Source organism: Streptomyces sp. NBC_00433, from assembly GCA_036015235.1.
GTDB lineage: Bacteria > Actinomycetota > Actinomycetes > Streptomycetales > Streptomycetaceae > Actinacidiphila.
Window position 1 is genome coordinate 7,152,196 of the sequence record CP107926.1, and the last position, 26,362, is coordinate 7,178,557.

The 26,362-nt window shown below is 71.9% G+C and carries 18 protein-coding genes; 16 read left to right on the plus strand and 2 right to left on the minus strand.

The window, feature by feature from the left end:
* Positions 1-200 precede the first annotated feature (200 nt).
* From OG900_30545 to OG900_30595, 11 genes are all read left to right on the plus strand, one after another.
* A complete protein-coding gene (locus OG900_30545; protein ID WUH95989.1) occupies positions 201-812 on the plus strand; it encodes a TIGR02234 family membrane protein in 612 nt (203 codons plus the stop codon).
* A gap of 138 nt (positions 813-950) precedes the next feature.
* Positions 951-1,220, plus strand: coding sequence for a hypothetical protein (locus tag OG900_30550; protein ID WUH94039.1), 270 nt, complete (start codon positions 951-953; stop codon positions 1,218-1,220).
* A 77-nt stretch (positions 1,221-1,297) separates the two neighbouring features.
* Positions 1,298-1,729: a DUF2752 domain-containing protein gene (locus OG900_30555; GenBank protein WUH95990.1), complete on the plus strand. Its 432-nt coding sequence runs from the start codon at positions 1,298-1,300 to the stop codon at positions 1,727-1,729.
* 156 nt (positions 1,730-1,885) lie between these two features.
* The gene (gene trpC / locus OG900_30560; protein WUH94040.1) at positions 1,886-2,698 is read left to right on the plus strand and encodes an indole-3-glycerol phosphate synthase TrpC; all 813 of its coding nucleotides are present in this window, start codon (positions 1,886-1,888) and stop codon (positions 2,696-2,698) included.
* Between the two features lie 226 nt (positions 2,699-2,924).
* Positions 2,925-4,214, plus strand: coding sequence for a tryptophan synthase subunit beta (gene trpB / locus OG900_30565; GenBank protein ID WUH94041.1), 1,290 nt, complete (start codon positions 2,925-2,927; stop codon positions 4,212-4,214).
* The gene (gene trpA, locus OG900_30570) at positions 4,211-5,029 is read left to right on the plus strand and encodes a tryptophan synthase subunit alpha (GenBank protein WUH94042.1); all 819 of its coding nucleotides are present in this window, start codon (positions 4,211-4,213) and stop codon (positions 5,027-5,029) included. Before trpB ends, trpA begins: the two co-directional genes overlap by 4 nt.
* Positions 5,030-5,119: 90 nt before the next feature.
* A complete protein-coding gene (locus OG900_30575; GenBank protein ID WUH94043.1) occupies positions 5,120-5,932 on the plus strand; it encodes a DsbA family protein in 813 nt (270 codons plus the stop codon).
* Between the two features lie 108 nt (positions 5,933-6,040).
* Entirely contained in the window at positions 6,041-7,075 is a 1,035-nt protein-coding gene (gene lgt / locus OG900_30580; protein ID WUH94044.1) for a prolipoprotein diacylglyceryl transferase, read from the plus strand.
* A gap of 117 nt (positions 7,076-7,192) precedes the next feature.
* A complete protein-coding gene (locus OG900_30585; protein ID WUH94045.1) occupies positions 7,193-7,927 on the plus strand; it encodes a VIT1/CCC1 transporter family protein in 735 nt (244 codons plus the stop codon).
* A gap of 324 nt (positions 7,928-8,251) precedes the next feature.
* Positions 8,252-12,799 carry a glutamate synthase large subunit gene (gltB, locus tag OG900_30590; protein ID WUH94046.1) on the plus strand — a complete coding sequence of 1,516 codons (4,548 nt, stop codon included), beginning with the start codon at positions 8,252-8,254 and terminating at the stop codon, positions 12,797-12,799.
* Complete coding sequence (locus OG900_30595; protein WUH94047.1) at positions 12,792-14,255, plus strand: glutamate synthase subunit beta; 1,464 nt, start codon at positions 12,792-12,794, stop codon at positions 14,253-14,255. Before gltB ends, OG900_30595 begins: the two co-directional genes overlap by 8 nt.
* Before the next feature lie 112 nt (positions 14,256-14,367).
* On the opposite strand, the gene OG900_30600 is transcribed toward OG900_30595, so the two are convergent.
* Entirely contained in the window at positions 14,368-15,291 is a 924-nt protein-coding gene (locus OG900_30600) for a hypothetical protein (GenBank protein ID WUH94048.1), read from the minus strand.
* Between the two features lie 79 nt (positions 15,292-15,370).
* Between OG900_30600 and pepN the strand changes: the two genes are divergently transcribed.
* The 3 genes from pepN to OG900_30615 all read left to right on the plus strand — a co-directional run bounded on the left by pepN (position 15,371) and on the right by OG900_30615 (position 21,045).
* A complete protein-coding gene (gene pepN / locus OG900_30605; GenBank protein ID WUH94049.1) occupies positions 15,371-17,872 on the plus strand; it encodes an aminopeptidase N in 2,502 nt (833 codons plus the stop codon).
* Positions 17,873-18,160: 288 nt separating this feature from the next.
* Positions 18,161-19,555 carry an aminotransferase class V-fold PLP-dependent enzyme gene (locus OG900_30610; protein WUH95991.1) on the plus strand — a complete coding sequence of 465 codons (1,395 nt, stop codon included), beginning with the start codon at positions 18,161-18,163 and terminating at the stop codon, positions 19,553-19,555.
* A gap of 23 nt (positions 19,556-19,578) precedes the next feature.
* A complete protein-coding gene (locus OG900_30615; GenBank protein ID WUH94050.1) occupies positions 19,579-21,045 on the plus strand; it encodes a SidA/IucD/PvdA family monooxygenase in 1,467 nt (488 codons plus the stop codon).
* Here OG900_30615 and OG900_30620 read toward each other — a convergent pair.
* Positions 21,014-22,840: a 5'-nucleotidase C-terminal domain-containing protein gene (locus tag OG900_30620; protein ID WUH94051.1), complete on the minus strand. Its 1,827-nt coding sequence runs from the start codon at positions 22,838-22,840 to the stop codon at positions 21,014-21,016. The genes OG900_30615 and OG900_30620 overlap by 32 nt on opposite strands.
* Before the next feature lie 289 nt (positions 22,841-23,129).
* Here OG900_30620 and pyk point away from each other — a divergent pair, with 289 nt between their 5' ends.
* Positions 23,130-24,566: a pyruvate kinase gene (gene pyk, locus OG900_30625; protein ID WUH94052.1), complete on the plus strand. Its 1,437-nt coding sequence runs from the start codon at positions 23,130-23,132 to the stop codon at positions 24,564-24,566.
* 523 nt (positions 24,567-25,089) lie between these two features.
* Complete coding sequence (locus OG900_30630; GenBank protein ID WUH94053.1) at positions 25,090-26,361, plus strand: branched-chain amino acid ABC transporter substrate-binding protein; 1,272 nt, start codon at positions 25,090-25,092, stop codon at positions 26,359-26,361.
* Position 26,362 lies beyond the last annotated feature (1 nt).

Consider the following 26,362-nt stretch of genomic DNA (forward strand, 5'->3'; position numbering starts at 1 on the left):
CCGCCTTGCCTTGCCCCGGTCCGTCCGGTAAGGCCGCGTCCCGTCCGGTACGCCCCGCCTCGGACCCCGGTCGACGCGGCCGGCCACCGGCAGGGGATAGTGGACAGGTGACCTCCGTCCCGCAGCAGCCCCACCCCGCACCGGACCCCGCGCCCACCGCCGAGCCGGACGACGCGCCCGCCGCGTCCCGGCGCACGGGCATGCGGACGCTGGCCGCCGCGCTGCCCGCCGGCGCGCTCGGGGCGAGCCTGGTGCTGGTCGCCGCGGGCAAGACCTGGTCGCGCGGCGCCGCCGTCCTCGGCGCCACCCGGCTGCCGGTGCACGCCACCGGCACCGACACCACCGCGCTGCCCGGGGCGCTCGCCCTGGTCGGGCTGGCCTCGCTGGTCGCCGTCTTCGCCGTCCGCAGGGCCGGCCGCTACACCGTCGCCGCGCTGCTCGCCCTCAGCGGGCTCGGCGTCGTCGTCCTGGCGCTGACCAGGCGCGGCGACCACGCGGCGATCGACAGCGCCGCGGGTACGGCCGCCGGCATCGCCCGCACCACCGCGGAGCACACCTCCACCACCGGCTGGCCGCTGGTCTCCGCCGCCGGCGGCGCCCTGCTGCTGCTCGCCGGCCTGCTCGCGCTGCGCTACGGCCCGGCCTGGCCCGCGATGTCCAGCCGCTACGACCGTCCGGGCACCCGCCGCCCGGTCCGCGCCAGGGCCGCCGCCTCCGCCGCCGCGGCCGGCCGTCCGGCCACCGTCGACCCGGACCGCGCCGAGGACCTGTGGAAGGCCCTCGACCGCGGCGAGGACCCCACCCAGGCATAGGGCCCGGCGTCCGGGCCGCGGGGCTCGCGCGGACGGTGCCGCCGACCCCCATGCGTGGTCTGCCGCCGATACGCGCAACAATGGTGGACGACGTGGAAGGCGACGGTCGCCTCCCACCGGGAGCATCAGGGAGTATTCATGGCGGCCCAGCACGACCACGGACACACCCCGGCCGCGTGGACCGGAGTGATCATCTCCTTCGTCGGCTTCTGTGCCGGCGGAGCCTTCATGGTCGCCGCCATGCCGGTCCCGTTCTGGGGCAGCATGGGCGTGATACTGCTCGGCCCGCTGGTCGGCGGGATCATGAAGATGATGGGTATGGGCAGCAAGGCGGCGCCGCACGCGCACACCCCGGCCGTCCGCACCGAGAAGCCGCAGGAGGAAGCCGCCGCGCCCGCCGGCGTCTGACCCCGCCCCCGGCCGCCACCTGGCGCAGCGGCGCGCTGCGCCCTCGTGCGTCCCGGGGCAGAATCGTCGCCGTGACCATCTACCGGGCCGCGGCGGCTCCCACCGGCCGGCGCGGCAGGCTGCGCGCGGCCGCCGTACCGCTCGGCGTGCTCGGCGCCGTCGCCGCGGGCTTCGGCTATGTCGCCGCGGTCGACCCCGGGCAGCCCGGCCACTACCCGGCCTGCCCGCTGCTGTACTACACCGGCGTCTACTGCCCCGGCTGCGGCGGCCTGCGCGGCGCCCACGCGCTGGCCCACGGCGACCTGGGCACCGCGATCGGCTGCAATGCCGCGGCCGTCGCCGGATACGCCGTCTTCGCCGTCGTGTGGACGCTCTGGTTCACCCGCGCCCTGCGCGGCAGGCGCTTCGATCCCGCACTGCCCCCGAGCGCGCTCTACGCGCTCTGCGGGCTGCTGCTGGCTTTCACCGTGGTCAGGAACCTGCCCTTCGGCGCCGCCCTCGCCCCCTGACGGGACCGCCGGGCGGGGCAAGATTGTCCAGGTGATGGGACCGCCGATCACCGGATGAGGGATGGCGGGCCGCCGCCCGATACCATCGCAGTGCCGGAGGTTTCCGCCACCGGCCAGAACATGTCGCTGCACGGCCGGCCGGAAAGGGAGCCTCGCGTGAGTGTGCTCGACGAGATCATCGACGGAGTCCGCGCAGACCTCGCCGAACGGCAGGCACGGGTCTCCCTCGACGACCTCAAGGAGCGCGCCGCCAAGGCGCGGGAAGCCAAGGACGGGGTCGCCGCACTGCGCGGCGAGGCCGTCAAGGTGATCTGCGAGGTCAAGCGGTCCAGCCCGTCCAAGGGCGCGCTCGCCGCGATCGCCGACCCCGCGGGCCTGGCCGCCGACTACGAGGCGGGCGGCGCCGCCGTCATCAGCGTCCTCACCGAGCAGCGCCGCTTCGGCGGCTCGCTCGCCGACCTCGAAGCGGTCCGCGCCAAGGTCGACATCCCGGTGCTCCGCAAGGACTTCATCGTCACCGCCTACCAGCTGTGGGAGGCCCGCGCCCACGGCGCCGACCTCGCGCTGCTGATCGTCGCCGCGCTCGACCAGCCGGCGCTGGTCTCCCTCATCGAGCGGGCCGAGTCCATCGGGCTCACCCCGATCGTCGAGGTCCACGACGAGGAGGAGGCCGGCCGGGCGGTGGACGCGGGCGCGCGCATCATCGGGGTGAACGCGCGCGACCTGAAGACGCTGGAGGTCGACCGGGGCAATTTCGGGCGGATCGCGCCGGAGATCCCCGACCACATCGTGAAGATCGCCGAGTCCGGCGTCCGCGGCCCCCACGACCTGATCGCGTACGCGAACGACGGCGCCGACGCGGTGCTCGTCGGCGAGTCGCTGGTCACCGGGCGCGACCCCCGCACCGCCGTGGCCGATCTGGTCGCCGCCGGCGCCCACCCGGCACTGCGTCCGGGCCGCGACCAGTAGAGTGCTCCACGTGTCCTTGGAATCGCGCCTCGCACCCGGGTGCCGCCCCCGCGGCTGCCGCGCTCCCGCGCGCCGCGTGCTGGGCCGCCGGGTGCGGTATGTGATCGGGTGCGAGCCCGGCCAGGTGAACGGCAGGCGATGGCGCCGCGGCTGAGCCGCGCACCAGTCCGCGTACAGCCGTAGGCGGGGCCCGTCACGCCCCGGACACCATGACCAGGGGACACCCATGCCAGAAAAGCCTGACTTCTTCCTGCCCGACCCCGAAGGCCTGAGCCCCAGCCCTGAGGGCTACTTCGGCGCCTTCGGCGGGAAGTTCATCCCGGAGGCGCTGGTCGCCGCCGTGGACGAGGTCGCCGAGGAATACGAGAAGGCGAAGGCCGACCCGGCCTTCGCGGCCGAGCTGAACGAGCTGATGGCCAACTACACCGGCCGCCCCAGCGCCCTGACCGAGGTGGCGCGGTTCGCCGAGCACGCGGGCGGGGCCAGGGTCTTCCTCAAGCGGGAGGACCTGAACCACACCGGCTCGCACAAGATCAACAATGTGCTGGGTCAGGCGCTGCTGACCCGGCGGATGGGCAAGACCCGGGTCATCGCCGAGACCGGCGCGGGCCAGCACGGGGTCGCCACGGCCACGGCGTGCGCGCTGTTCGGCCTGGAGTGCACGATCTACATGGGCGAGATCGACACGAAGCGGCAGGCGCTGAACGTGGCGCGGATGCGCATGCTGGGCGCCGAGGTCGTCTCGGTGACCTCGGGCAGCCGCACCCTCAAGGACGCGATCAACGAGGCCTTCCGCGACTGGGTCGCGAACGTCGACCGCACGCACTACCTCTTCGGCACCGTCGCGGGGCCGCACCCCTTCCCGGCGCTGGTGCGCGACTTCCACCGGGTCATCGGCGTCGAGGCGCGGCGCCAGCTGCTGGAGCGGACCGGGCGGCTGCCCGACGTGGCCGTGGCCTGCGTCGGCGGCGGCTCCAACGCCATGGGCCTCTTCCACGCCTTCCTGCCGGACACGGGCGTCCGGCTGGTCGGCTGCGAGCCGGCCGGCCACGGCGTGGAGACCGGCGAGCACGCGGCGACCCTGACCGCGGGCGAGCCCGGCATCCTGCACGGCTCGCGCTCCTACGTCCTACAGGACGACGAGGGCCAGATCACCGAGCCCTACTCGATCTCCGCGGGCCTGGACTACCCGGGTGTCGGTCCCGAGCACTCCTACCTCAAGGACAGCGGCCGGGCCGAATACCGCGCCGTCACCGACGACGCGGCCATGCAGGCGCTGCGGCTGCTGTCCCGCACCGAGGGCATCATCCCCGCCATCGAGAGCGCCCACGCGCTGGCCGGCGCCCTGGAGCTGGGCCGTGAGCTGGGCCCGGACGCCCTGCTGCTGGTGAACCTCTCCGGACGCGGCGACAAGGACATGGACACCGCGGCCCGCTACTTCGGGCTGTACGACTCCGACACGCAGGTCGCCGCCGACGCGGCGGACACCGCCGAGATCGAGAGGGACGCCAAGTGAGCGGGAGCATCGAACTGCTGCGAGAGGCCCTCGCGACCGCGAAGGCCGAGAACCGCGCCGCCCTCATCGCCTACCTGCCGGCCGGCTTCCCGACCGTCGACGGCGGCATCGAGGCCGTCAAGGCGGCCCTCGACGGCGGCGCCGACATCGTCGAGGTCGGGCTGCCGCACAGCGACCCGGTGCTCGACGGCCCGGTCATCCAGACCGCCGACGACATCGCGCTCAAGAACGGCGTCCGCATCGCCGACGTGCTGCGCACGGTCCGCGAGGCGCACGCGGCCACCGGCAAGCCGCTGCTGGTGATGACCTACTGGAACCCGGTCGACCGCTACGGCGTCGAGCGCTTCGCCGCCGAGCTGGCCGAGGCGGGCGGCGCCGGCTGCATCCTGCCCGACCTGCCGGTCGAGGAGTCCGACGGGTGGCGCAAGGCCGCCGAGCAGCACGGCCTGGCCACCGTCTTCGTCGTCGCCCCCTCCAGCAAGGACGAGCGGCTGGCCAGGATCACCGCGGCCGGCTCCGGCTTCGTCTACGCGGCCTCGCTGATGGGCGTGACCGGCACCCGCGCCAGCGTCGGCGAGCAGGCGGCCGGCCTGGTCCGGCGCACCCGGGCCACCACGGAGCTGCCGGTCTGCGTCGGCCTCGGCGTCTCCGACGCCGCCCAGGCCGCCGAGGTCGCCGCCTTCGCCGACGGTGTGATCGTCGGTTCGGCCTTCGTCAAGCGCATCCTGGACGCCGGCGGCGACGAGGCGGCCGGGCTCACCGCGGTCCGTGCGCTGGCCGCCGAGCTGGCGGAAGGCGTACGCAAGCGGACCTGACGATCACCCGTGGGAGCGGGTTTTGTCACTCCCGCGAGCGAAAAACGGTGGGGGGAGGCGCTGAGCGCCTCCCCCCACCGTTGCGTGTGCGTGAGCCAACGCAACAGTGACGGAAAGCGCAGCGCCCGCGAGGCCCTGCAGGAACAGCGGGCCAGGGAAGCCTCCCGCGCCAAGGTCAAGCGGACCGTGGTGGTGGCGAGCACCTTGGTGGCCGTCCTCGCCATCGCCGCGGTGATCGGGGTGGTGTCCTCCAACCACCACTCCGACAAAGCCGCCCGAGCCGGCACCCCGGCCGAGGCCCCCACCGGCGCCACCGGGACGGACAGCCTGGTGATCCCGGTGGGCTCCCCCGCCGCGCCCTCGACCCTCACCATCTTCGAGGACTTCCGCTGCCCGGCCTGCAAGGCGTTCGAGGAGCAGTTCACCCCGACCATCCACAGCCTGGAGGACAGCGGGCAGATCAGGACCGAATACCACCTGGTCACCCTCATCGACGGCAATCTCGGCGGCACCGGCTCGCTGAACGCCGCCAATGCCGCTGCCTGCGCCCAGGACGCCGGCAGATTCCGCGCCTACCACGACGTCCTCTACGCCAACCAGCCCGACGAGCAGGACGACGAGTTCAGCCACACGGACAACCTCATCGACCTCGCCGAGAAGGTCCCGGGGCTGAAGACGACGAGCTTCACCGACTGTGTGAAACAAGGCACACACGACACGTGGGTGAAGAAGTCCAACGAAGCCTTCAGCAATTCCGGCTTCGACTCCACGCCGACGATCCTGCTGAACGGCAAGACCGTCTTCGGGCAGAAGGCCCCGCTCACCCCGGACAGCCTCAAGCAGATGGTCGCCGCCGCGAACAAGGGGAAGCAGCCCGCGAAGGTCACCGCCACCCCGTCCTGAACGGCTCGCGGCGGCCCGCAGGGTACGGCACCGCGCCCCCGCCGTTATCCAGACGTAGCCCGGCGGGCTGCCGCGTACCCGTCCGGCACGGTAGCGTCGGACATTGCCATGGAACTCGCATTCATCCCCAGCCCCGCGCACGGCGTCGTCCACCTCGGACCGATCCCGCTGCGCGGCTACGCGTTCTGCATCATCATCGGCGTCTTCGTTGCCGTCTGGTACGGCAACAAGCGCTGGCTCGCCCGCGGCGGATCGGCCGGCACGGTCGCCGACATCGCCGTGTGGGCGGTGCCGTTCGGCCTGATCGGTGGCCGGCTCTACCACGTGATCACCGATTACGAGCTGTACTTCACCGACGGCAAGGACTGGGTCGACGCCTTCAAGGTGTGGCAGGGCGGGCTGGGCATCTGGGGTGCCATCGCCTTCGGCGCGCTGGGCGCCTGGATCGGCTGCCGCCGCCGCGGTATCGCGCTGCCGGCGTACGCCGACGCCATCGCCCCGGGCATCGCCTTCGCGCAGGCCATCGGCCGCTGGGGCAACTGGTTCAACCAGGAGCTGTACGGCGGGCCGACCACCCTGCCGTGGGGCCTGAAGATCGACGCCGCGCACCGGCCCGACAACACGCCGGACCTGGTCACGTACCACCCGACGTTCCTCTACGAGTCGCTGTGGTGCATCGGGGTCGCGCTGCTGGTGATCTGGGCCGACCGGCGCTTCAAGCTCGGGCACGGCCGGGCCTTCGCGCTCTACGTCGCCGCCTACACGGTGGGCCGGGCGTGGATCGAGCACATGCGGGTCGACTACGCGCACCACATCCTGGGCATGCGTCTCAACGACTGGACGGCGATCGTCGTCTTCGTCGGCGCCGTCGTCTACCTGGTGCTCTCCGCCCGGATGCGCCCCGGCCGCGAGGAGACCGTGGAGCCGCTGCCCGCCGGGGACGCGGGCCTGGCGGCGGAAGGCGCCGGGGACACCGCGGCCGAGGCCGACGGGACCGCCGTCGACCTGGGGAAAGAGCCCGCCGCCGACTCCGCGCCGGACGCGGCCGGTGACACGGCGGAGTCGCCGGAGGCCGACGAGCAGGCCGAGGGCGAGCCGTCCAAGGCTGCCGCAGGACCGGCCGGCGGACCGGTCACCCCGTAGTTTCCGCAGGTCAGGTCAGCCTTTCCTTGCTGGCGGGCGCCCCGCGTCCGCAGGTACGGTCGAACCCGTTTCCGAAACGGACGCGGCCGCACGGCCGCGCGGGGGAGGGTGAACCGTATGACAAGCGCCGCCGTCGAGAAGGCCGCCGCCACGCCGTACCACGTCCCCCACCACGTGCACAGGGACGTGACCGGCGGGTGGCTGCGGCCCGCCGTCTTCGGGGCGATGGACGGCCTGGTGTCCAACCTCGCGCTGATGACCGGCGTGGCCGGCGGTGACGTGAGCTCCCGCACCGTGGTGGTCACCGGCCTGGCGGGCCTGGCGGCCGGCGCCTTCTCCATGGCGGCCGGCGAATACACCTCGGTGGCCTCCCAGCGCGAGCTGGTCGAGGCCGAGCTGGCCGTCGAGCGGATCGAGCTGGACCGGCACCCCGAGGACGAGCTGCGGGAGCTGGCAGCCCTCTACGTCTCCCGCGGGGTGGAGCCCGCGCTGGCCCACGAGGTGGCCAGGCAGCTGTCCGCCGACCCCGAGCAGGCACTGGAGATCCACGCCCGCGAGGAGCTGGGCGTGGACCCGACCGACCTGCCCTCGCCGCTGCTGGCCGCCGGCTCGTCCTTCGTGTCCTTCGCGCTGGGCGCGCTGCTGCCGGTGCTGCCGTATCTGCTGGGCGCCGACGTGCTGTGGCCCGCGGTGCTGCTCGCCCTGGCCGGGCTCTTCGGCTGCGGGGCCGCTGTGGCGCGGGTGACCGCCAGGTCCTGGTGGTACGGCGGCCTTCGCCAGCTGGCCTTGGGCGGGGCGGCCTGCGGAGTTACCTTCGTATTGGGCGCGCTCATCGGCACCGCCGTCGGCTGAGACCGCGCCCACCGGGAAGCCGTCGCTCACAAGCCCCGTGTTTCCCCGTCGTTTCAGCCGCCACCGCACGGGGCATCACTCGGTAACGCACCGGCAGAGCCGCCAGGGCACGTGCCGGAATCGTCGGTCAACCCCCGGTCTGACGCTGGCCCGAAACGGCTGCTCCACGTCCTGGAACGTCCACATGCTGGAATTGAGTATCCGCTTCTCGAACACTCGGCCATCATGTAACCTGCACGAAATCGCAGAGGGCCAACGTCGTCCCTGTTGCGCATGCCTGGGAACAGGCAATGCATACAAGCCAATGACGACGACGGGAGAGCCATGCGTTCGCGTTCCGCGTTCATGGACGGGCGCCCCGCCCCGCAGGGGATGTACGACCCCCGCAACGAGCACGACGCCTGCGGCGTCGGCTTCGTGGCCACCCTCACCGGCGAGGCGAGCCATGCTCTGGTGGAGCAGGCGCTCACCGTCCTGCGCAACCTGGAACACCGCGGAGCCACCGGCGCCGAGCCCGACTCGGGCGACGGGGCGGGCATGCTGCTCCAGGTTCCCGACGCCTTCCTGCGTGACGCCGTCGACTTCGAGCTGCCCGCCGCCGGGCACTACGCGGTCGGCGTGGCCTTCCTGCCCGTCGAGAACGAGGACCGCGCCAAGGCCGTCGACACCATCGAGCGCATCGCCGGCGAAGAGGGCCTGACCGTCCTCGGCTGGCGCGAGGTCCCGGTCGCCCCCGAGCTGCTCGGCGCGACCGCCCGCTCGACGATGCCGTACTTCTCCCAGCTCTTCGTGGCCCACGCCGATGGCGCGTTCCTGGCCGGAATCGAGCTCGACCGGCCCGCCTTCGTGCTGCGCAAGCGCGCCGAGCGCGAGGCCGACGTCTACTTCCCCTCGCTGTCCGCCCGCACCCTGGTCTACAAGGGCATGCTCACCACCGGGCAGCTTGAGCCGTTCTTCCCCGACCTGTCGGACCGCAGGTTCGCCACCGCCATCGCGCTGGTGCACTCGCGCTTCTCGACCAACACCTTCCCGAGCTGGCCGCTCGCCCACCCCTACCGCTTCGTCGCGCACAACGGCGAGATCAACACGGTCAAGGGCAACCGCAACTGGATGCGGGCCCGCGAGTCGCAGCTGGCCAGCGGCCTGTTCTCCGGCGACATCGAGCGGATCTACCCGGTCTGCACCCCCGAGGCGTCCGACACCGCGTCCTTCGACGAGGTCCTGGAACTGCTGCACCTCGGCGGGCGCTCGCTGCCGCACAGCGTGCTGATGATGATCCCCGAGGCGTGGGAGAACCACGACTCGATGGACCCCGCGCGGCGGGCGTTCTACCAGTACCACTCCACGCTGATGGAGCCCTGGGACGGCCCGGCGTGCGTCACCTTCTCCGACGGCTCGGTCGTCGGAGCGGTCCTGGACCGCAACGGTCTGCGCCCCGGCCGCTACTGGGTCACCGACGACGGCCTGGTCGTGCTGGCCTCCGAGTCCGGTGTGCTGGACATCGCCCCGCACAAGGTGGTCCGCAAGGGCCGCCTGCAGCCCGGCCGGATGTTCCTGGTCGACACCGTCTCGCACCGGATCGTCGAGGACGACGAGATCAAGGCCGCCATCGCGGCCGAGAACCCGTACGCCGACTGGCTCGAAGCCGGCCTGATCGACCTCGCCGACCTGCCCGAGCGCGAGCACATCGTGCACACCCACGCCTCGGTCACCCGGCGCCAGCAGACCTTCGGCTACACCGAGGAGGAGCTGCGGGTCATCCTCGCCCCGATGGCCAGGACCGGCGGCGAACCGCTCGGCTCGATGGGCACGGACTCGCCGATCGCGGCGCTGTCGGAGCGGCCCCGGCTGCTGTTCGACTACTTCACCCAGCTCTTCGCCCAGGTCACCAACCCGCCGCTGGACGCGATCCGCGAAGAGCTGGTCACCTCGCTGATCTCCACCATCGGCCCCTCGGGCAACCTGCTGGAGCCCAGCCCCGCGTCCTGTCGCAACATCACCCTGCCCTTCCCGGTGATCGACAACGACGAGCTGGCCAAGCTCATCCACGTCAACGCCGACGGCGACATGCCAGGGCTGAAGGCCGCCACCCTGTCGGGCCTCTACCGGGTCACCGGCGGCGGCGAGGCACTGGCCGCCAGGCTCGCCGAGATCTGCGCCGAGGCCGACGCCGCCATAGAGGACGGCGCCCGGCTGATCGTGCTGTCCGACCGGCACTCCGACGCCGAGCACGCCCCGATCCCCTCGCTGCTGCTCACCTCCGCGGTGCACCACCACCTCATCCGCACCAAGCAGCGCACCCAGGTCGGGCTGCTGGTCGAGGCCGGCGACGTCCGCGAGGTCCACCACGTCGCGCTGCTCATCGGCTACGGCGCCGCCGCCGTCAACCCCTACCTGGCCATGGAGTCCGTCGAGGACCTGGCCGTGGCAGGCACCTTCCTCGGCGGCATCGAGGCCGAGGCGGCGCTGCGCAACCTGATCAAGGCGCTCGGCAAGGGCGTGCTCAAGGTCATGTCCAAGATGGGCATCTCCACCGTGGCCTCCTACCGCGGCGCCCAGGTCTTCGAGGCCATCGGCCTCGACGCCGACTTCGTGGACACCTACTTCCACCTCACCGACAGCAAGATCGGCGGGGTGGGCATCGACGTCATCGCCGCCGAGGTCGCCGCCCGGCACGCCAAGGCCTACCCGGTCTCCGGCATCCCGGCCGCGCACCGCCGCCTGGAGATCGGCGGCGAATACCAGTGGCGCCGCGAGGGCGAGCCGCACCTGTTCGACCCGGACACCGTCTTCCGGCTCCAGCACGCCACCCGCACCCGCCGCTACGACATCTTCAAGCAGTACACGCAGCGGGTGAACGAGCAGTCCGAGCGGCTGATGACGCTGCGCGGCCTGTTCGGCCTGAAGTCCGAGCGCGAGCCGATCCCGATCGACGAGGTCGAGCCGGTCTCCGAGATCGTCCGGCGGTTCTCCACCGGCGCCATGTCGTACGGTTCGATCTCCCGCGAGGCGCACGAGACGCTGGCCATCGCCATGAACCAGCTCGGCGGCAAGTCCAACACCGGCGAGGGCGGCGAGGACCCGGAGCGGCTGTACGACCCGGCCCGGCGCAGCGCCATCAAGCAGGTCGCCTCCGGACGCTTCGGTGTGACCTCGGAATACCTGGTCAACGCGGACGACATCCAGATCAAGATGGCCCAGGGCGCCAAGCCCGGCGAGGGCGGCCAGCTGCCCGGCCACAAGGTCTACCCGTGGATCGCCGGCACCCGGCACTCCACCGCGGGCGTCGGCCTGATCTCCCCGCCGCCGCACCACGACATCTACTCCATCGAGGACCTCGCCCAGCTGATCCACGACCTGAAGAACGCCAACCCCAAGGCGCGGGTCCACGTCAAGCTGGTCTCCGAGGTCGGTGTCGGCACGGTCGCCACGGGCGTCAGCAAGGCGCACGCCGACGTCGTCCTCATCTCCGGGCACGACGGCGGCACCGGCGCCTCCCCGCTGACCTCGCTCAAGCACGCGGGCGGCCCCTGGGAGCTGGGGCTCGCCGAGACCCAGCAGACCCTGCTGCTCAACGGGCTGCGCGACCGTATCGTGGTGCAGACCGACGGCCAGCTCAAGACCGGCCGCGACGTCGTCATCGCCGCGCTGCTCGGCGCCGAGGAGTTCGGCTTCGCCACCGCCCCGCTGGTGGTCTCCGGCTGCATCATGATGCGGGTCTGCCACCTGGACACCTGCCCGGTCGGCGTCGCCACCCAGAACCCGGTGCTGCGCGACCGCTTCTCCGGCAAGCCCGAATTCGTGGTGAACTTCTTCGAGTTCATCGCCGAGGAGGTCAGGGAGATCCTGGCCGAGCTGGGCTTCCGCACCATCGAGGAGGCCGTCGGCCGCGCCGAGCTGATCGACGCCGGCCGCGCGGTCAGCCACTGGAAGGCGCAGGGCCTGGACCTCGCCCCGCTGCTGCACGTGCCCGCGCTGCCCGAGGGCGCCGCGCTGCACCGCACCACCGAGCAGGACCACGGCCTGGCCAAGGCGCTGGACAACGAGCTGATCAAGCTCGCCGCCGACGCCCTGGACAGCGGCGCCCCGGTCCGCGCCCAGGTGCCGATCCGCAACGTCAACCGCACGGTCGGCACCATGCTCGGCCACGAGGTGACCAAGAAGTACGGCGGTGCGGGCCTGCCCGAGGGCACCATCGACATCACCTTCACCGGCTCCGCGGGCCAGTCCTTCGGCGCCTTCCTGCCCAAGGGCATCACCCTGCGCCTCGAAGGCGACGCCAACGACTACGTCGGCAAGGGCCTGTCCGGCGGCCGGGTCGTGGTCCGCCCCGACCGCGCCGCCGACCACCTCGCCGAATACAGCACCATCGCGGGCAACACCATCGCCTACGGCGCCACCGGCGGCGAGCTGTTCCTGCGCGGCAGGACCGGCGAGCGCTTCTGCGTCCGCAATTCCGGTGCCACCGTCGTCTCCGAAGGCGTCGGCGACCACGGCTGCGAGTACATGACCGGCGGCCGTGCCGTCGTCCTCGGTGCCACCGGCCGCAACTTCGCGGCCGGCATGTCCGGCGGTATCGCCTACGTCCTCGACCTGGACCCGGCCGCCGTCAACCCCGGCATGGTCGCGATCGAGTCGCTGGACGCCGACGACATCACGTGGCTGCACGATGTGGTGCGCCGTCACGCCGAGGAGACCGGCTCCACCGTCGCGGAGCGGCTGCTCGCCGACTGGGGCGCCGCCCTCACCCGCTTCGGCAAGGTCATGCCGAGGGACTACAAGGCAGTGCTCGCCGCCAAGAACGCCGCCGAGCAGGCCGGACTCTCCGAGTCCGAGACCACAGCGAAGATGATGGAGGCGGCAAATGGCTGACCCCAAGGGCTTCCTCACCACCGGCCGCGAGACCGCCCCGACGCGCCCGGTCGAGGAGCGCAGGCAGGACTGGAACGAGGTCTACGTCCCCGGCGGGCTGCTGCCGATCATCAGCAAGCAGGCCGGCCGCTGCATGGACTGCGGCATCCCCTTCTGCCACAACGGCTGTCCGCTGGGGAACCTGATCCCCGAGTGGAACGACTACGCCTACCGCGAGGACTGGCAGGCCGCGTCCGAGCGGCTGCACGCCACCAACAACTTCCCGGAATTCACCGGGCGACTGTGCCCGGCGCCCTGCGAGTCCGCGTGCGTGCTCGGCATCAACCAGCCCGCGGTCACCATCAAGAACGTCGAAGTCACCATCATCGACAAGGCCTGGGACGCCGGCGACGTGATCCCGCAGCCGCCCGATCGGCTGTCCGGCAAGACCGTCGCCGTGATCGGCTCGGGCCCCGCGGGCCTGGCCGCCGCCCAGCAGCTCACCCGGGCCGGCCACACCGTCGCGGTCTACGAGCGGGCCGACCGGATCGGCGGACTGCTGCGCTACGGCATCCCCGAGTTCAAGATGGAGAAGCGGCACATCAACCGGCGCATCGAGCAGATGCGCGCGGAGGGCACCAAATTCCGCACCGGTGTCCAGATCGGCACCGACCTGGACGCCGGCAAGCTCGCCAGGCGCTACGACGCTGTCGTCATCGCGGCCGGCGCGACGATATCGCGCGACCTGCCGGTCCCCGGCCGGGAGCTGAACGGCATCCACTACGCGATGGAGTACCTGCCGCTGGCCAACAAGGTGCAGGAGGGCGACTTCGTGGCGCCCCCCGTCACCGCGGAGGGCAAGCACGTCGTCGTCATCGGCGGCGGCGACACCGGCGCGGACTGCGTGGGCACCGCCCACCGCCAGGGCGCGCTGTCGGTCACGCAGCTGGAGATCATGCCGCGCCCCTCCGACGAGCGCCCCGCGGGCCAGCCCTGGCCGACGATGCCGGCGATCTACAAGGTCACCTCGGCCCACGAGGAGGGCGGCGAGCGGGTCTACGCCGTCAACACCATGAAGTTCACCGGCGACGCGGACGGCAACGTCAGCGAACTGCACCTCGTGGAGGTCGTCTTCGAAGACGGCCGCTTCGTCCCGCAGGACGGCACCGAGAAGGTCATCCCGGCGCAGCTGGTGACCCTCGCGATGGGCTTCACCGGCACCGACCAGTCCAACGGCCTGGTCGACCAGCTCGGCCTGGACCTGGACGCCCGCGGTAACATCGCCCGTGACGGCGGCTACGCCACGAACGTCGACGGCGTCTTCGTCGCCGGCGACGCGGGCCGCGGCCAGTCGCTCATCGTGTGGGCCATCGCCGAAGGCCGTTCGGCGGCCAAGGCCGTCGACGCGTACCTCACCGGGTTGCCGTCCGCCCTGCACGCCCCGATCCGCCCCACGGACCGGCCCCTGACCGTCTGACGGTCCCCGGATGTCCCGCACAATGGCGTGCGGAACGCAGTAAAACCAGCAGCGCCCGCCACTCCCCGACCAAGGAGGCGGGCGCTGTGCCTTTGCCCGGACCCCGGCCCGCTCAGGTGTCGGCGTCCAGCTCCGTGTGGCACAGGGCGCAGCGCGCCCGCAGCCGCCCCCTGCAGGGCAGCCGGATGCGCTGGAAGCACGTGGGGCAGGGGAAGGCGACCCGCACGGTCGAACCGGCGGACTCGAAGGAGTAGTCCGGGCCCGCGGTCAGCGACCTGCGGTCCTTGGCGTAGCGGCGCCGGGCGGCCCAGCCCGCGGCGGCCAGCGGCGCCCGCCGGAAGTCCTGCTCCGCGCGGGCCAGGCCGGCGCGGTAGGCGTCGCGGGCCTGCGCGGACCTGAACCACGGCTCGACGTCGTCGCCGAAGGCGGCCGCGCGCTTGGCGAGGACGTACCCGAACTCCTCGGGCGTCAGGTAGCCCAGCTTGTACGCCGACATCATCAGCCGCTCGCCGCGGATCGCGGCCTCCTCGCGGTAGGCGTCGAGCAGCAGCCAGCCCGCGCCCAGATACGTCGTCACCGTGTCGGTGAGTATCTCGTTGTCGCGGGTGCCGGGGAATTCCAGGCCGAGGCGGTGCAGGTAGACGTGCGTCACCTCGTGCGCCAGCGCCGCCCCCACATCGCGCCGGTCGGTCCTGAAGCGGGAGTGCAGCTCGATGAAATACTCCGGGCCCGCCGCCAGTTCGACATTCCCCGCGTGGACCATGTCGCGGAACCCGACCACCATACGGGCGTCCGGCAGCCGGAAGTGCTGCACCATCACCCGGGCCACCCGCTGGGCGCCCAGATACAGGTCCTCGTCGTCGGGGAAGTCCGCCAGCTCGGGGTGCACACTGCTCGGGAAGCGCTGCACACCGTCGCCGGAGAGCCGCCGGTAGAGCGCGGTCAGCGCCGCCCGTACGGTGTCGAGGTGCGGGAAGCCGTGCACGATGGGCCCGCCCCCCGCGGTCGAAGCCCCCGGCTCCGCGTACTCGGCCATGTCCACCTCCCCCCGCCGAGCCTACGCGCCGCGCCGCCCGCCTGTCCCCGGCGGCACGGCTTGCGGCAGCATGTGCCGCATGCCTGTTCTGACCCACGCCGAGGCCGAGACCCGTGCCCGCGACCTGACCGTCCACCACTACGCGCTCGACCTCGACCTGACCGGGGGCGACGAGGAGTTCGGCTCGACCACCGTGATCCGGTTCCGTGCGCTGCGGGACTGCGACACCTTCGCCGAGATCCGGCCCGCCACGCTGCGCCGCGCCGTCCTCGACGGCCGTGACCTCGACCCCGGCCTGCTCGCCGACAACCGGCTCCCGCTGGCAGGCCTGACCGCGGGGGACCACGAGCTGCGGGTCGAGGCGGACATGCCGTACTCGCGCACCGGCGAGGGCATGCACCGCTTCACCGACCCGGAGGACGGCGAGGCGTACGTGTACAGCCAGCTGTTCATGAACGACATGCAGCGCGTCGCCGCCTCCTTCGACCAGCCCGACCTCAAGGCCGTCTTCGACATCACGGTCAGCGCCCCGCAGGAGTGGACCGTCCTCGGCAACGGCGTCGCCGCCAGGACCGCACCCGGCCGCTGGCAGCTCGCCACCACCCAGCCGCTGGCCACCTACTTCGTCGCGGTGGCAGCCGGGCCCTGGCACTCGGTGCGCACCGAGCACGCCGGGCTGCCGTTCGGCCTGCACTGCCGCCGCTCGCTCGGCGAGCACCTGGACCGCGACGCCGACGCGATCCTCGACATCACCCGGCGCTGCTTCGACCGCTACCACGAGCTGTTCGCAGAGCCGTACCCCTACGACTCCTACGACCAGGCCTTCGTGCCCGAATTCAACGCCGGCGCGATGGAGAACCCCGGCCTGGTCACCTTCCGCGAGGACTTCGTCCACCGGTCGGCCGTCACACCCGGCGAGGAGCAGTTCCGCGGGGTCGTCATCGCCCACGAGATGGCCCACATGTGGTTCGGCAACCTCGTCACACTGCGCTGGTGGGACGACATCTGGCTGAACGAGTCCTTCGCCGAGTACATGGGCTTCCAGGTGCTGTCCGAGGCCACCGACTTCACCGGCACGTGGACGGACTTCGCGGTCGCCCGCAAGGCCTGGGGCTACGACGCCGACCAGCGCCCCTCCACCCACCCCGTCGCCCCCGACCCGGCGGCGGTGCCGGACACCGCGTCCGCGATGAACAACTTCGACGGGATCTCCTACGCCAAGGGCGCCTCCGCGCTGCGCCAACTCGTCGCCTGGCTCGGCCCCAAGGCCTTCACCGCCGGGCTCAACACGCACTTCGCCCGGCACCGCTTCGGCAATGCCGCGCTCGCCGACTTCCTCGACTCCCTCGGTACGGCCACCGACCGGGACGTCCCCGCCTGGGCGGCGGCCTGGCTGCGCACCTCGGGCCCGGACACCCTGACGCCCGCGGTGCCGTCCGGCGGCGCCGAAGGCGGCTGGCAGCTGGAGATCGGCCACCGCGGCAACCGCCCGCACCGGATCGAGGTCGGCCTCTACGACCGGGCCGTCGGCGACCCCGGCGTCCTCGTGCCGCGCGACCGGCTCACCGTCGACATCGCCGCGGGCTCGGTCACCGAGCGGCACGAGCTGGGCGGGCCGCGGCCCGACGTGATCCTGCTCAACGACGGCGACCTGACCTTCGCCAAGGTCCACTTCGACCCGGAGTCCTGGGCGACCCTGCGCGAGACCCTCGGCGGGCTGCCCGACCCGCTCGCCCGTGCGGTCGTCTGGAACGCGGCACGCGACCTCGTACGCGACGGCGGCATCGCGCCCGCCGACTACCTGGAACTGGCCGCCGCGCACCTGCCGGGCGAGACCGAGCCGGGCATCGTCGACGCCGTCCTCACCTTCTGCCGCGGCCAGCTCGCCGACCACTTCCTCGACCCGGCGCTGCGCCCGGCCGCGCTGAGCACTCTCGCGGACACCGCACGCGCGCTGCTCGCCGCCGGCCTCGGCTCCACCCGGCTCAGCGCCACCCGCGCGCTGGTCGACGCGGCCCTGTCCGCCGCCGACGCGCAGGCGCTGCGCGGCTGGTACGACCAGGGGGAGATCCCCGGGGGCTCGCCCCTGGACCCCGACCTGCGCTGGCGGACGCTGCTGCGGCTCGCGGTGCTCGGCGCGGCCACCCCCGCCGACATCGACGCGGAGCTGGAGCGGGACCCGAGCGCCGTCGGGCGGGAGGGCGCGACCAGGTGCCGGGCGTCGCTGCCGGACGCCGACGCCAAGGCGGCCGCGTGGGAGGCGATGTTCCACGACGACTCGCAGTCGAACTACCTCTTCACGGCCAATGCGCAGGGTTTCTGGCATCCCGAACACGCGGCGCTCACCGCGCCGTACGTGTCGCGGTACTTCGCCGACGCCGTGCCGCTCGCCGCTCGGCGCGGCACCGCGATCGCCGAGCTCGCCGGGCGGACGGCCTTCCCGTCCACCGCCGTCGACTCCGAGACGCTGCGGCTGGGCCGCGCCTGCCTCGCCGATCCGGCCGTCCTTCCGGCCCTGTCCCGCGCCGTCGCCGACCGCCTCGACGACCTCTCCCGCCACCTCCGCATCCGCTCGGCCTGAGTCTTTCCCCCGGGCAGCCCGGACCCCTTCTCCCGGGACCTTCCCCCGGCGGTGGGCTGGTCGCGCGGTTCCCCGCGCCCCTTTCGGCCTGCGTCCTCCTGGGCCACGCGTCGGCCCTGCCGCGGAGGGTGAGCGTTTATCAGGGGCGCGGGGAACCGCGGGACCGGCCCCCGACGCAGCGGCACCGTGAATCCGTAACAGCACCCCGCGGGGGAAGGGCGTACCCGGGACGGGGCGTGGGTCGTTGTGTGGGGGGAGGAACGGAAACGGGGAGGACGGTTGAAGGAGATGCCCGGCCTGGCGGGCGGCCGGCAAGGGCCGGCGGAACTGCGGCCCCTGGTCGAGACGGTGCTGAGCGCGCTGGAGGAGGGCGCCGCAGCCCGCGGGGGGCCGCTGCCGGCGGGCGGCCCCAAGGAGACCGCCAGACGCGTCGCCGGCGCCCTGGGCAGGCCGCTGCCGAGCCAGGGCACCGGCGCCCACGAGGCGCTGCACACCCTCGTACGGGAGCTGGCGCGGGGCGCCGCGGACCCGGCGGACCCCTACTGCGCAGCCCATCTGCACTGCCCGCCGCTGGCCCTGGCCGCGGCGGCGGAACTGGCCGCGGCCTCGCTCAACCCGTCCCTGGACTCCTGGGACCAGGCACCCGCCGCCACCGAGATCGAGGCGCGGGCCACGGCGGCGCTGGCGGCGGTGGTCTACCCGGACCTGCCGGCCCCCGACGCGCTGATCACGACCGGCGGGACGGAGTCCAACCAGCTCGCCCTGCTGCTGGCCAGGGAGAGGGCGGCCGGAGGGCCGCGCGTGCAGGTGGTGTGCGGGGCGAACGCGCATCACAGCGTGCAGCGCGCCGCGTGGCTGCTCGGCCTGCCGCGACCGGTCGTCGTGGACACCCCCGCGGGCGTGCTCGACCCGGACCACGCGGACGCCGCCCTGGACGAACTCCCGGGCCGCGCGCTGCTCGTGGCGACCGCGGGCACCACGGACACCGGCGCGATCGACCCGCTGCCGCAACTGGCGCAGGCCGCCGCCCGGCACGGCGCCGAACTGCACGTGGACGCGGCCTACGGCGGCCCGCTGCTCTTCAGCCGGCACGAGGCAGGCAAGCTCGACGGGCTGCAGTCAGCCGTGTCCGTCACCTTCGACCTGCACAAGCTCGGCTGGCAGCCGGTCGCGGCCGGCCTGCTGGCCGTGCCCGACGGCGCCGCGCTGCGCCCGCTCGGGCACCAGGCGGACTACCTCAACGCCACCGACGACACCGAGGCCGGGCTGCCCGATCTGCTGGGGCGCTCGCTGCGCACCACCCGCAGGCCCGACGTGCTGAAGATCGCCGTCACCCTGCGGGCGCTGGGCCGCGAGGGGCTGGGCGCGCTGGTGGACGCGGTGTGCGGGCACGCGCACCAGCTGGCCGCGGCGGTCGAGCGGCACCCGGCGCTCGACCTGCACGCGCCGCCGGAGATCAGCACCGTGCTGTTCCGTCCCACGGGCGCCGACGACGAGCAGGTGGCGGCGCTGCGGCGGGAGCTGATGTACGAGGGGCGGGCGGTGCTCGGGCGCGCGTCGGCGGACGGCCGGCTGTGGCTCAAGGCGACGCTGCTCAACCCGCACATCCGCCCGCAGGACCTCGACGCCCTGCTCAGGCTGGTGACCGACGCGCAGGCCAGGCAGAGCCAGGCGGCGCGGTGACCGAGAAGGAAGGCCAAGCACCGATGAACGCCCCGACCGTACCGGAGAAGGTGCCGGAAAAGGACCAGGACCAGGAGCCGGACCCGGAGGCCGCGAAGCCGCAGGAGCAGGTGCCGTTCGACCTGCTGGGCGTCGGCATCGGCCCTTTCAACCTGTCGCTGGCCGCACTCGCCGACGCCGTACCCGACCTGACCGCCGCCTTCTACGACCAGCGGCAGGACTTCCAGTGGCACCCCGGGCTGCTGATCGACGGCGCGACCTTGCAGGTGCCCTTCCTCGCCGACCTGGTGACCCTCGCCGACCCGGCGAGCCGCTGGTCGTTCCTGAACTTCCTCAAGGCCCGCGAGCGGCTCTTCCCGTTCTACTTCTCCGAGCGCTTCCATGTGCACCGGGCCGAATACGACGCCTACTGCCGCTGGGTCGCCGGCGCGCTGCCGTCCACGCGCTTCGGGCAGCAGGTCGACACCGTCCGCTGGGACGCGGCGGCCGGCCACTTCGAGGTCGACCACACCCGGCTCGACGTGCACGGCGAGGCCGAGGCGCTGGGCCGTACGTACGCCAGGCACCTGGTGCTGGGCATCGGCACGGCCCCCTTCGTGCCCGAGCCGCTGCGGCCGCTCGCCGAGGCGCCGGCCGTACCCGTGGTGCACTCCGCGGACTACCTGCCGCAGCGGGAGCGGCTGCTGGCCGCCGAGCACATCACCGTGATCGGCTCGGGCCAGTCCGGCGCCGAGGTCTTCCTCGACCTGCTGCGGTCCCGGCCTGCGGGCCGGGAGGCGATCACCTGGCTGGCGCGCACCCCGGCCTTCGCGCCGATGGAGTACAGCCGGCTCGGCCTCGAACACTTCACGCCCGACTACACCCGCTACTTCCACGGCCTGCCCGAGCCGGTGCGGGACCGGCTGGTGCCCGGCCAGTGGCAGCTACACAAGGGCATCGACACCGAGACCATCACCGCGATCCACGACGAGCTGTACCGCCGCACCCTGGACGGCGGTTGGCCGGACGCGGTGCTGACCCCCGGGGTGAGCGTGCGCACCGCCGGCCGGATCGGCACCACCGGCGTCGAACTGCACCTGGAGCACGCCGACCAGGGCACCCGCACCCGGATGGTGACCAGCGCGGTGGTGCTCGCCACCGGTTACCGCGAGCGCCCGCTCGACCATCTGCTTGGGCCGCTGGACCCTTACGTGCTGCGGGACTCGGCGGGCCGGCCGCGGATCGACGCACGGCACCGGCTCGGACTCGACCGGCGGATCACCGGCCGGATCTACGTCCAGAACGCCGAACGCCACACCCATGGCGTCGGCGCCCCGGACCTCGGCCTCGCCGCCTGGCGGTCCGCGGTGATCCTCAACGACCTGACGGGGCTGCTGACCGGCGCGGAGCACTATCCGCTGCCGGCCAGGACAGCCTTCACCACCTTCGGCCTCGACGGCGCGGGCGCCTGCGACGTGCCTACGAGAACAGCGGCACTCCGGCGCGGGTGAGCCGCCACTGGTCGCCGCCGAAGGTCGCCGGGTCGATCGTGCCGTGCGCCTGCACCCAGGCGATGATGGTGTTGCGGATCTCGTCGGAGCTGGACCACACCTTCGGCGCGGTGGCCACGTGCGGGTAGTTGCTGCCGCCGCTGGAGCGGTAGTTGTTCACCGCGAGCACGAACTGCGCGGCCGGGTCGACCGGGGCGCCGCCCGCGGTGAGGTTGACGATCCGCGAGCCGGCCGGCTGCGAGATGTCGATGTCGTACGAGACCCCGCTGAGCACGTCGTAGCTGAAGTCGGGGGTGTTGTTGGCGTTGGTGATCTTCGTGACGTCGACCGGGGCGTCCGGCGCGGTCTGCACGAAGTAGGCCGCCGACCACTCCAGGTAGTCCTTGACCTGGGCGCCGGTGAGGAGCTTGGCCTCCAGGGTGTTCTCGTAGACGTAGAGCCCGGCCACGTCGCGCAGCGAGACCTGTCCGGCGGGGATCGCGGCGGTCCGCGAGAAGGGCGACGCCTCGGACAGCACCGGCAGCGACGCGTACGAGGTGCCGGCCAGCGCCGCCTTCACCGTGTCGGACTGCACCAGGTTGAGGAAGTCGATGATCGGGGTGTCCTTGTACGTGGCCTCCGCCGCCGACATCGCCACCGTGCAGGTGCCGACGACCTGGTTGACGTAGTCCACGACCTTCTGGTGCTCGGTGCGCACCAGCTTGGCGACCTGCGGGTCCTCGGCGACGGTGTTGGCGTTGCGCACCTCGGCCTTCACCGAGGAGACGTGCCAGCGGCCGTGCTCGAAGGCCAGGTCGATGTCGAAGACCGACAGCCGCATGCCCCAGTACAGCGGCTCGGAGAGCACCACGGTCCTGCCGGTCTGCTCGTTGACGACCAGCGTCTGCGGGCGCTCGACGTGGGTGTGGCCGACCAGGATCGCGTCGATGCCGGGCACCTGGGCGGCGACCTGCGAGGACGCGTTCTCCGGGTAGGGCACCGCGTCGCCGTAGGAGGTGGTGCCGTCAAGGCCCGAGTGGTCGGTGCAGATCACCACGTCGCAGCCGAGGGCGCGCAGCTTCGGCACGTAGACCTTCGCCTGCTCGACCAGGCCGGGGAAGGCCATCTTGCCCTGCACGTTGGCCTTGTCCCACACCGCGATGCCGGGGTTGGTCAGGCCGAGGACGCCGACCTTGACCGGGCGGCCGCCGTGCACCTCGATCTCCTTGACCAGGTAGGGGGGGAAGGCGGGCTTGAGGGTCTTGGCGTCGACGGCGTTCGCGGCCAGCAGCGGGAAGTCGCACTGGTCCTGGAAGGCGCGCAGCAGCGGGATGCCGTAGTTGAACTCGTGGTTGCCCAGCGCCGCCGCGTCGTACTTCATGTGGTTCATGGCCAGCGCCATCGGGTGCTGCGGGCCGCGCCGGGCGCCGGTGATCGGCTCGACCCGGGCGAAGTAGTACGACAGCTGGGTGCCCTGGATGATGTCGCCCGCGTCGATCAGCAGCGTGCGGTCGTGGCCCTTCTCGGCGCGGGCCTGCTCGACCAGGGTGGCGATCTTGGCCAGGCCGACGTCGTTGTGGGTGGCGTCGTCGTATTCGGCGTTGGTGAAGTAGTCCCAGTTCAGGGCGTGGCCGTGCAGGTCGGTGGTGCCGAGCACGCGCAGGCTGAAGGTCTTGGGCTGGTGGCCGTGCCCGTGGTGCTGCTCGGCGGCCTGCGCGGGACCGGCCGCGGCGACCGCGCCCGCGGTGCCCGCCAGCGCCACGCCGGCGCCGGTGGCGGCCGAGCGGTTGATGAAGTCCCTGCGGTTGAGCGGCATTTCGTCTCCTTGACGGTCACGGGCGGGCTGGTGTCCACGGCCGGCGTGCACGAGCCGCTGCGGACACGACGCGCGTAGATTGTGGACCAGGTGGGCACCCGCGCAACAGACCCCGCAGGTTAACGACTGCTGTCGACCGGTCGGGCGCGTCCGCCGGGACCCGCCCGAACGCTCATCCGAGCAGGTGCCCGCACAGTTCGAGAGTTGTCAACAACCGTTAACCCAGACGTCGTTGGGCAGTTGCCTCCAGTGGCCACGGCTACCAACGAGTAAGTCATACGCTCGACACATGCGCCGAGCCAAAATTGTCTGCACACTGGGTCCCGCCACCGACTCCTACGACCAGATCAAGGCACTGGTCGAAGCCGGCATGGACGTGGCACGCCTGAATCTGAGCCATGGAAGTTACGCCGAGCACGAGGACCGCTACCGACGGGTGCGCAAGGCGTCCGACGAGACCGGCCGCAGCGTCGGCATCCTGGTCGACCTTCAGGGCCCGAAGATCAGGCTCGGCCGTTTCGCCGAAGGACCGGTACTGCTTGAACGCGGTGACGAGTTCACCATCACCGCGGACGACATCCAGGGTGACCAGCAGATCTGCGGCACCACCTACAAGGGGCTCCCCGCCGACGTGGCGCGCGGCGAGCGCATCCTGGTGGACGACGGCCGGGTCACCCTGGAGGTGACCGACGTGGAGGGGCCGCGGGTGCACACCATGTGCATCGAGGGCGGCATGGTCTCCGACAACAAGGGCCTGAACCTGCCGGGTGTCGCGGTCTCCGTGCCCGCGCTGTCCGAGAAGGACATCCGCGACCTGCGCTGGGGCCTGCGCACCGGCGCCGACGTGATCGCGCTGTCCTTCGTCCGCTCGGCCCGGGACGTCGACGACGTCCTGCGGATCATGGCGGAGGAGGGCCGCAGGGTCCCGGTGATCGCCAAGATCGAGAAGCCGCAGGCGGTCGACAACCTCGAAGAGATCGTTGACGCCTTCGACGGCATCATGGTCGCCCGCGGCGACCTGGGTGTGGAGATGCCCCTCGAAGCGGTCCCGATGGTGCAGAAGCGCGCCATCACACTCGCCAAGCGCAATGCCAAGCCGGTCATCGTCGCGACCCAGATGCTGGAGTCGATGATCGACAACTCCCGTCCCACCCGCGCGGAGGCCAGCGACGTGGCCAACGCGGTGATGGACGGCACCGACGCGGTCATGCTGTCCGGTGAGACCAGTGTCGGCAAGTATCCGATCGAGACGGTCAAGACGATGTCGCGGATCGTGGCCGCGGCCGAGGAGAGCGTCCTCACCGCCGGGCTGCCGCCGCTGACCGAGCTGAACAAGCCGCGCACCCAGGGCGGCGCGGTGGCCAGGGCCGCCGCCGAGATGGGCGACTTCCTCGAAGCCCGCTTCCTGGTCGCCTTCACCCAGTCCGGCGACACCGTCCGCCGGCTGTCCCGCTACCGCTCGCCGATCCCGGTGCTGGCCTTCACCCCGGAGCCGGCCACCCGCTCGCAGCTGAACCTGACCTGGGGCGTGGAGACCTTCCTCGGCCCGATGGTGCAGACGACCGACGAGATGGTCCAGCAGGTCGACGAGGAGCTGCTGCGGATCGGCCGCTGCAAGAAGGGCGACGTCGTCATCATCACGGCGGGCTCGCCGCCCGGTATGCCGGGCACCACCAACATGGTCCGGGTCCACCACATCGGCGAGGACGACGCGCCGCACGCGTAGGACGCCCCCACGCGTAATGCGTCACCGCGACAACGGTCCTGACTTCACCGCGCCCCCGACGGCAACAGCCGCCGGGGGCGCCGTCTTTCGGTCACCCCGGGAAATGTCTTTCGACAGCAATTAACGCTGCGTAACACGTACGCAATAGGGAAACCCGTTCGGGGCACCAGTGGCCCCTACCCCGGGCGTCCGCCGATATTCCGACCGCCCCGATCCGCCGGGTTCGGGCCGGATCAGGACGGTGACCGGCGACAAGTCGGCTACGCGGCACCGGAAGTGCGGGTTCTCAGCATCCGGACAGGGGAGCAATGTACCCATAAGCCGTGCTCAATCTCAAGAGAAGCTCAAGAGTTTCCGTTTGGCATAACAAGACAGTCACACTCTTCCCCGCACCTCTGCCTCACCCCCCGAACCGGGCCTAGAGTCACGGCCAGTCACCGCGCCACCGGATTTGTCAGTTCGGGTTCCAGCGCGCGACTCGGCCTCTCATCAGAGACGGCCGCGCCAGGGGAAAGGACTGACCGTGCGACACCGTTCCTTGCTGATTCTGACCTCCGTACTCACCACAGGAGCCCTTACTCTCACCGCTTGCGGCTCACGCAGCGACGACGGCGACAAGGGTGGCAGCACCGGCGGATCAGGCGGCAGCGCCACCAGTGCCGCGAAGAACGTCACCGTGGTGATCGGCGTCGACGCCCCCCTGACCGGTCCGAACTCGGCCACCGGCCTCGGGCTCCAGTACGGCGCCCAGATCGCGGTCGACGACGCGAACACCAAGAACCTGGTTCCCGGTGTCACCTTCAAGATCGCGCCGAAGGACGACAAGGCGCAGCCGGCCACCGGCCAGCAGAACGCCACCGCCTTCACCTCGGACGACAGCGTCATCGCCGCGATCGGCCCGCTGAACTCCAGCGTCGCCGTGTCGATGCAGCAGGTCTTCGCGACCGCCAACATGGTGGAAATCTCGCCGGCCAACACCAACCCGGCGCTGACCCAGGGCAAGGACTGGGCCACCGGCAAGAAGGTCCGGCCGTTCCCGACCTACTTCCGCACCGCCACCACCGACGCCAACCAGGGCGGCTTCGCCGGTGACTACGCGTTCAACACCCTGAAGAAGAAGAGCGCCTTCGTCGTCGACGACAAGCAGACCTACGGCGCCGGCCTCGCGGCCATCTTCAAGCAGAAGTTCAACAGCCTCGGCGGCAAGATCGCCGGCACCGACCACGTCAACACCGGTGACACGGACTACTCCACGCTGGTCACCAAGATCAAGAACTCGCACGCCGACCTGGTCTACTACGGCGGCCAGTACGACGAGTCCGAACTGATCACCAAGCAGCTCAAGGCGGCCGGCGTCAAGATCCCGCTGATGGGCGGCGACGGCATGTACTCCGACACGTACATCAAGACCGCGGGTGCCGCCGCGGAAGGCGACCTGGTCACCTCGGTCGGCGTCCCCGTCAGCACCCTGCAGACGGCCACCGACTTCATCAACACGTACAAGTCCAAGGGCTACCCGGGCGACTACGGCACCTACGGCGGCTACACCTACGACGCCACCACCGCGATCATCAAGGCGGTCAAGGTCGTCATGGACGCCAACGGCGGCAAGCTGCCCGCGATGCCCGACGCCCGCAAGGCGCTCATCGACGCCGTCCAGAAGACCGACCTCGACGGCGTCGCCGGCCACGTCTCCTTCGACGAGTTCGGTGACACCACCAACAAGCAGCTGACCGTCTACCAGGTCAAGTCCGCCAAGTGGGTCGCCGTCAAGTCCGGCACCTACACCGGCTGAC

Excerpts from the sequence above, each read along its gene's own strand:
- OG900_30550 (WUH94039.1), top strand. The coding sequence starts at position 951 with ATGGCGGCCCAGCACGACCACGGACACACCCCGGCCGCGTGGACCGGA.
- pyk (WUH94052.1), top strand. The coding sequence starts at position 23,130 with ATGCGCCGAGCCAAAATTGTCTGCACACTGGGTCCCGCCACCGACTCC.
- OG900_30600 (WUH94048.1), bottom strand. The coding sequence starts at position 15,291 with ATGGCCGAGTACGCGGAGCCGGGGGCTTCGACCGCGGGGGGCGGGCCC.
- OG900_30595 (WUH94047.1), top strand. The coding sequence starts at position 12,792 with ATGGCTGACCCCAAGGGCTTCCTCACCACCGGCCGCGAGACCGCCCCG.
- gltB (WUH94046.1), top strand. The coding sequence starts at position 8,252 with ATGCGTTCGCGTTCCGCGTTCATGGACGGGCGCCCCGCCCCGCAGGGG.
- OG900_30615 (WUH94050.1), top strand. The coding sequence starts at position 19,579 with ATGAACGCCCCGACCGTACCGGAGAAGGTGCCGGAAAAGGACCAGGAC.
- OG900_30585 (WUH94045.1), top strand. The coding sequence starts at position 7,193 with ATGACAAGCGCCGCCGTCGAGAAGGCCGCCGCCACGCCGTACCACGTC.
- OG900_30610 (WUH95991.1), top strand. The coding sequence starts at position 18,161 with ATGCCCGGCCTGGCGGGCGGCCGGCAAGGGCCGGCGGAACTGCGGCCC.
- trpB (WUH94041.1), top strand. The coding sequence starts at position 2,925 with ATGCCAGAAAAGCCTGACTTCTTCCTGCCCGACCCCGAAGGCCTGAGC.
- lgt (WUH94044.1), top strand. The coding sequence starts at position 6,041 with ATGGAACTCGCATTCATCCCCAGCCCCGCGCACGGCGTCGTCCACCTC.
- OG900_30545 (WUH95989.1), top strand. The coding sequence starts at position 201 with ATGCGGACGCTGGCCGCCGCGCTGCCCGCCGGCGCGCTCGGGGCGAGC.
- pepN (WUH94049.1), top strand. The coding sequence starts at position 15,371 with ATGCCTGTTCTGACCCACGCCGAGGCCGAGACCCGTGCCCGCGACCTG.
- OG900_30620 (WUH94051.1), bottom strand. The coding sequence starts at position 22,840 with ATGCCGCTCAACCGCAGGGACTTCATCAACCGCTCGGCCGCCACCGGC.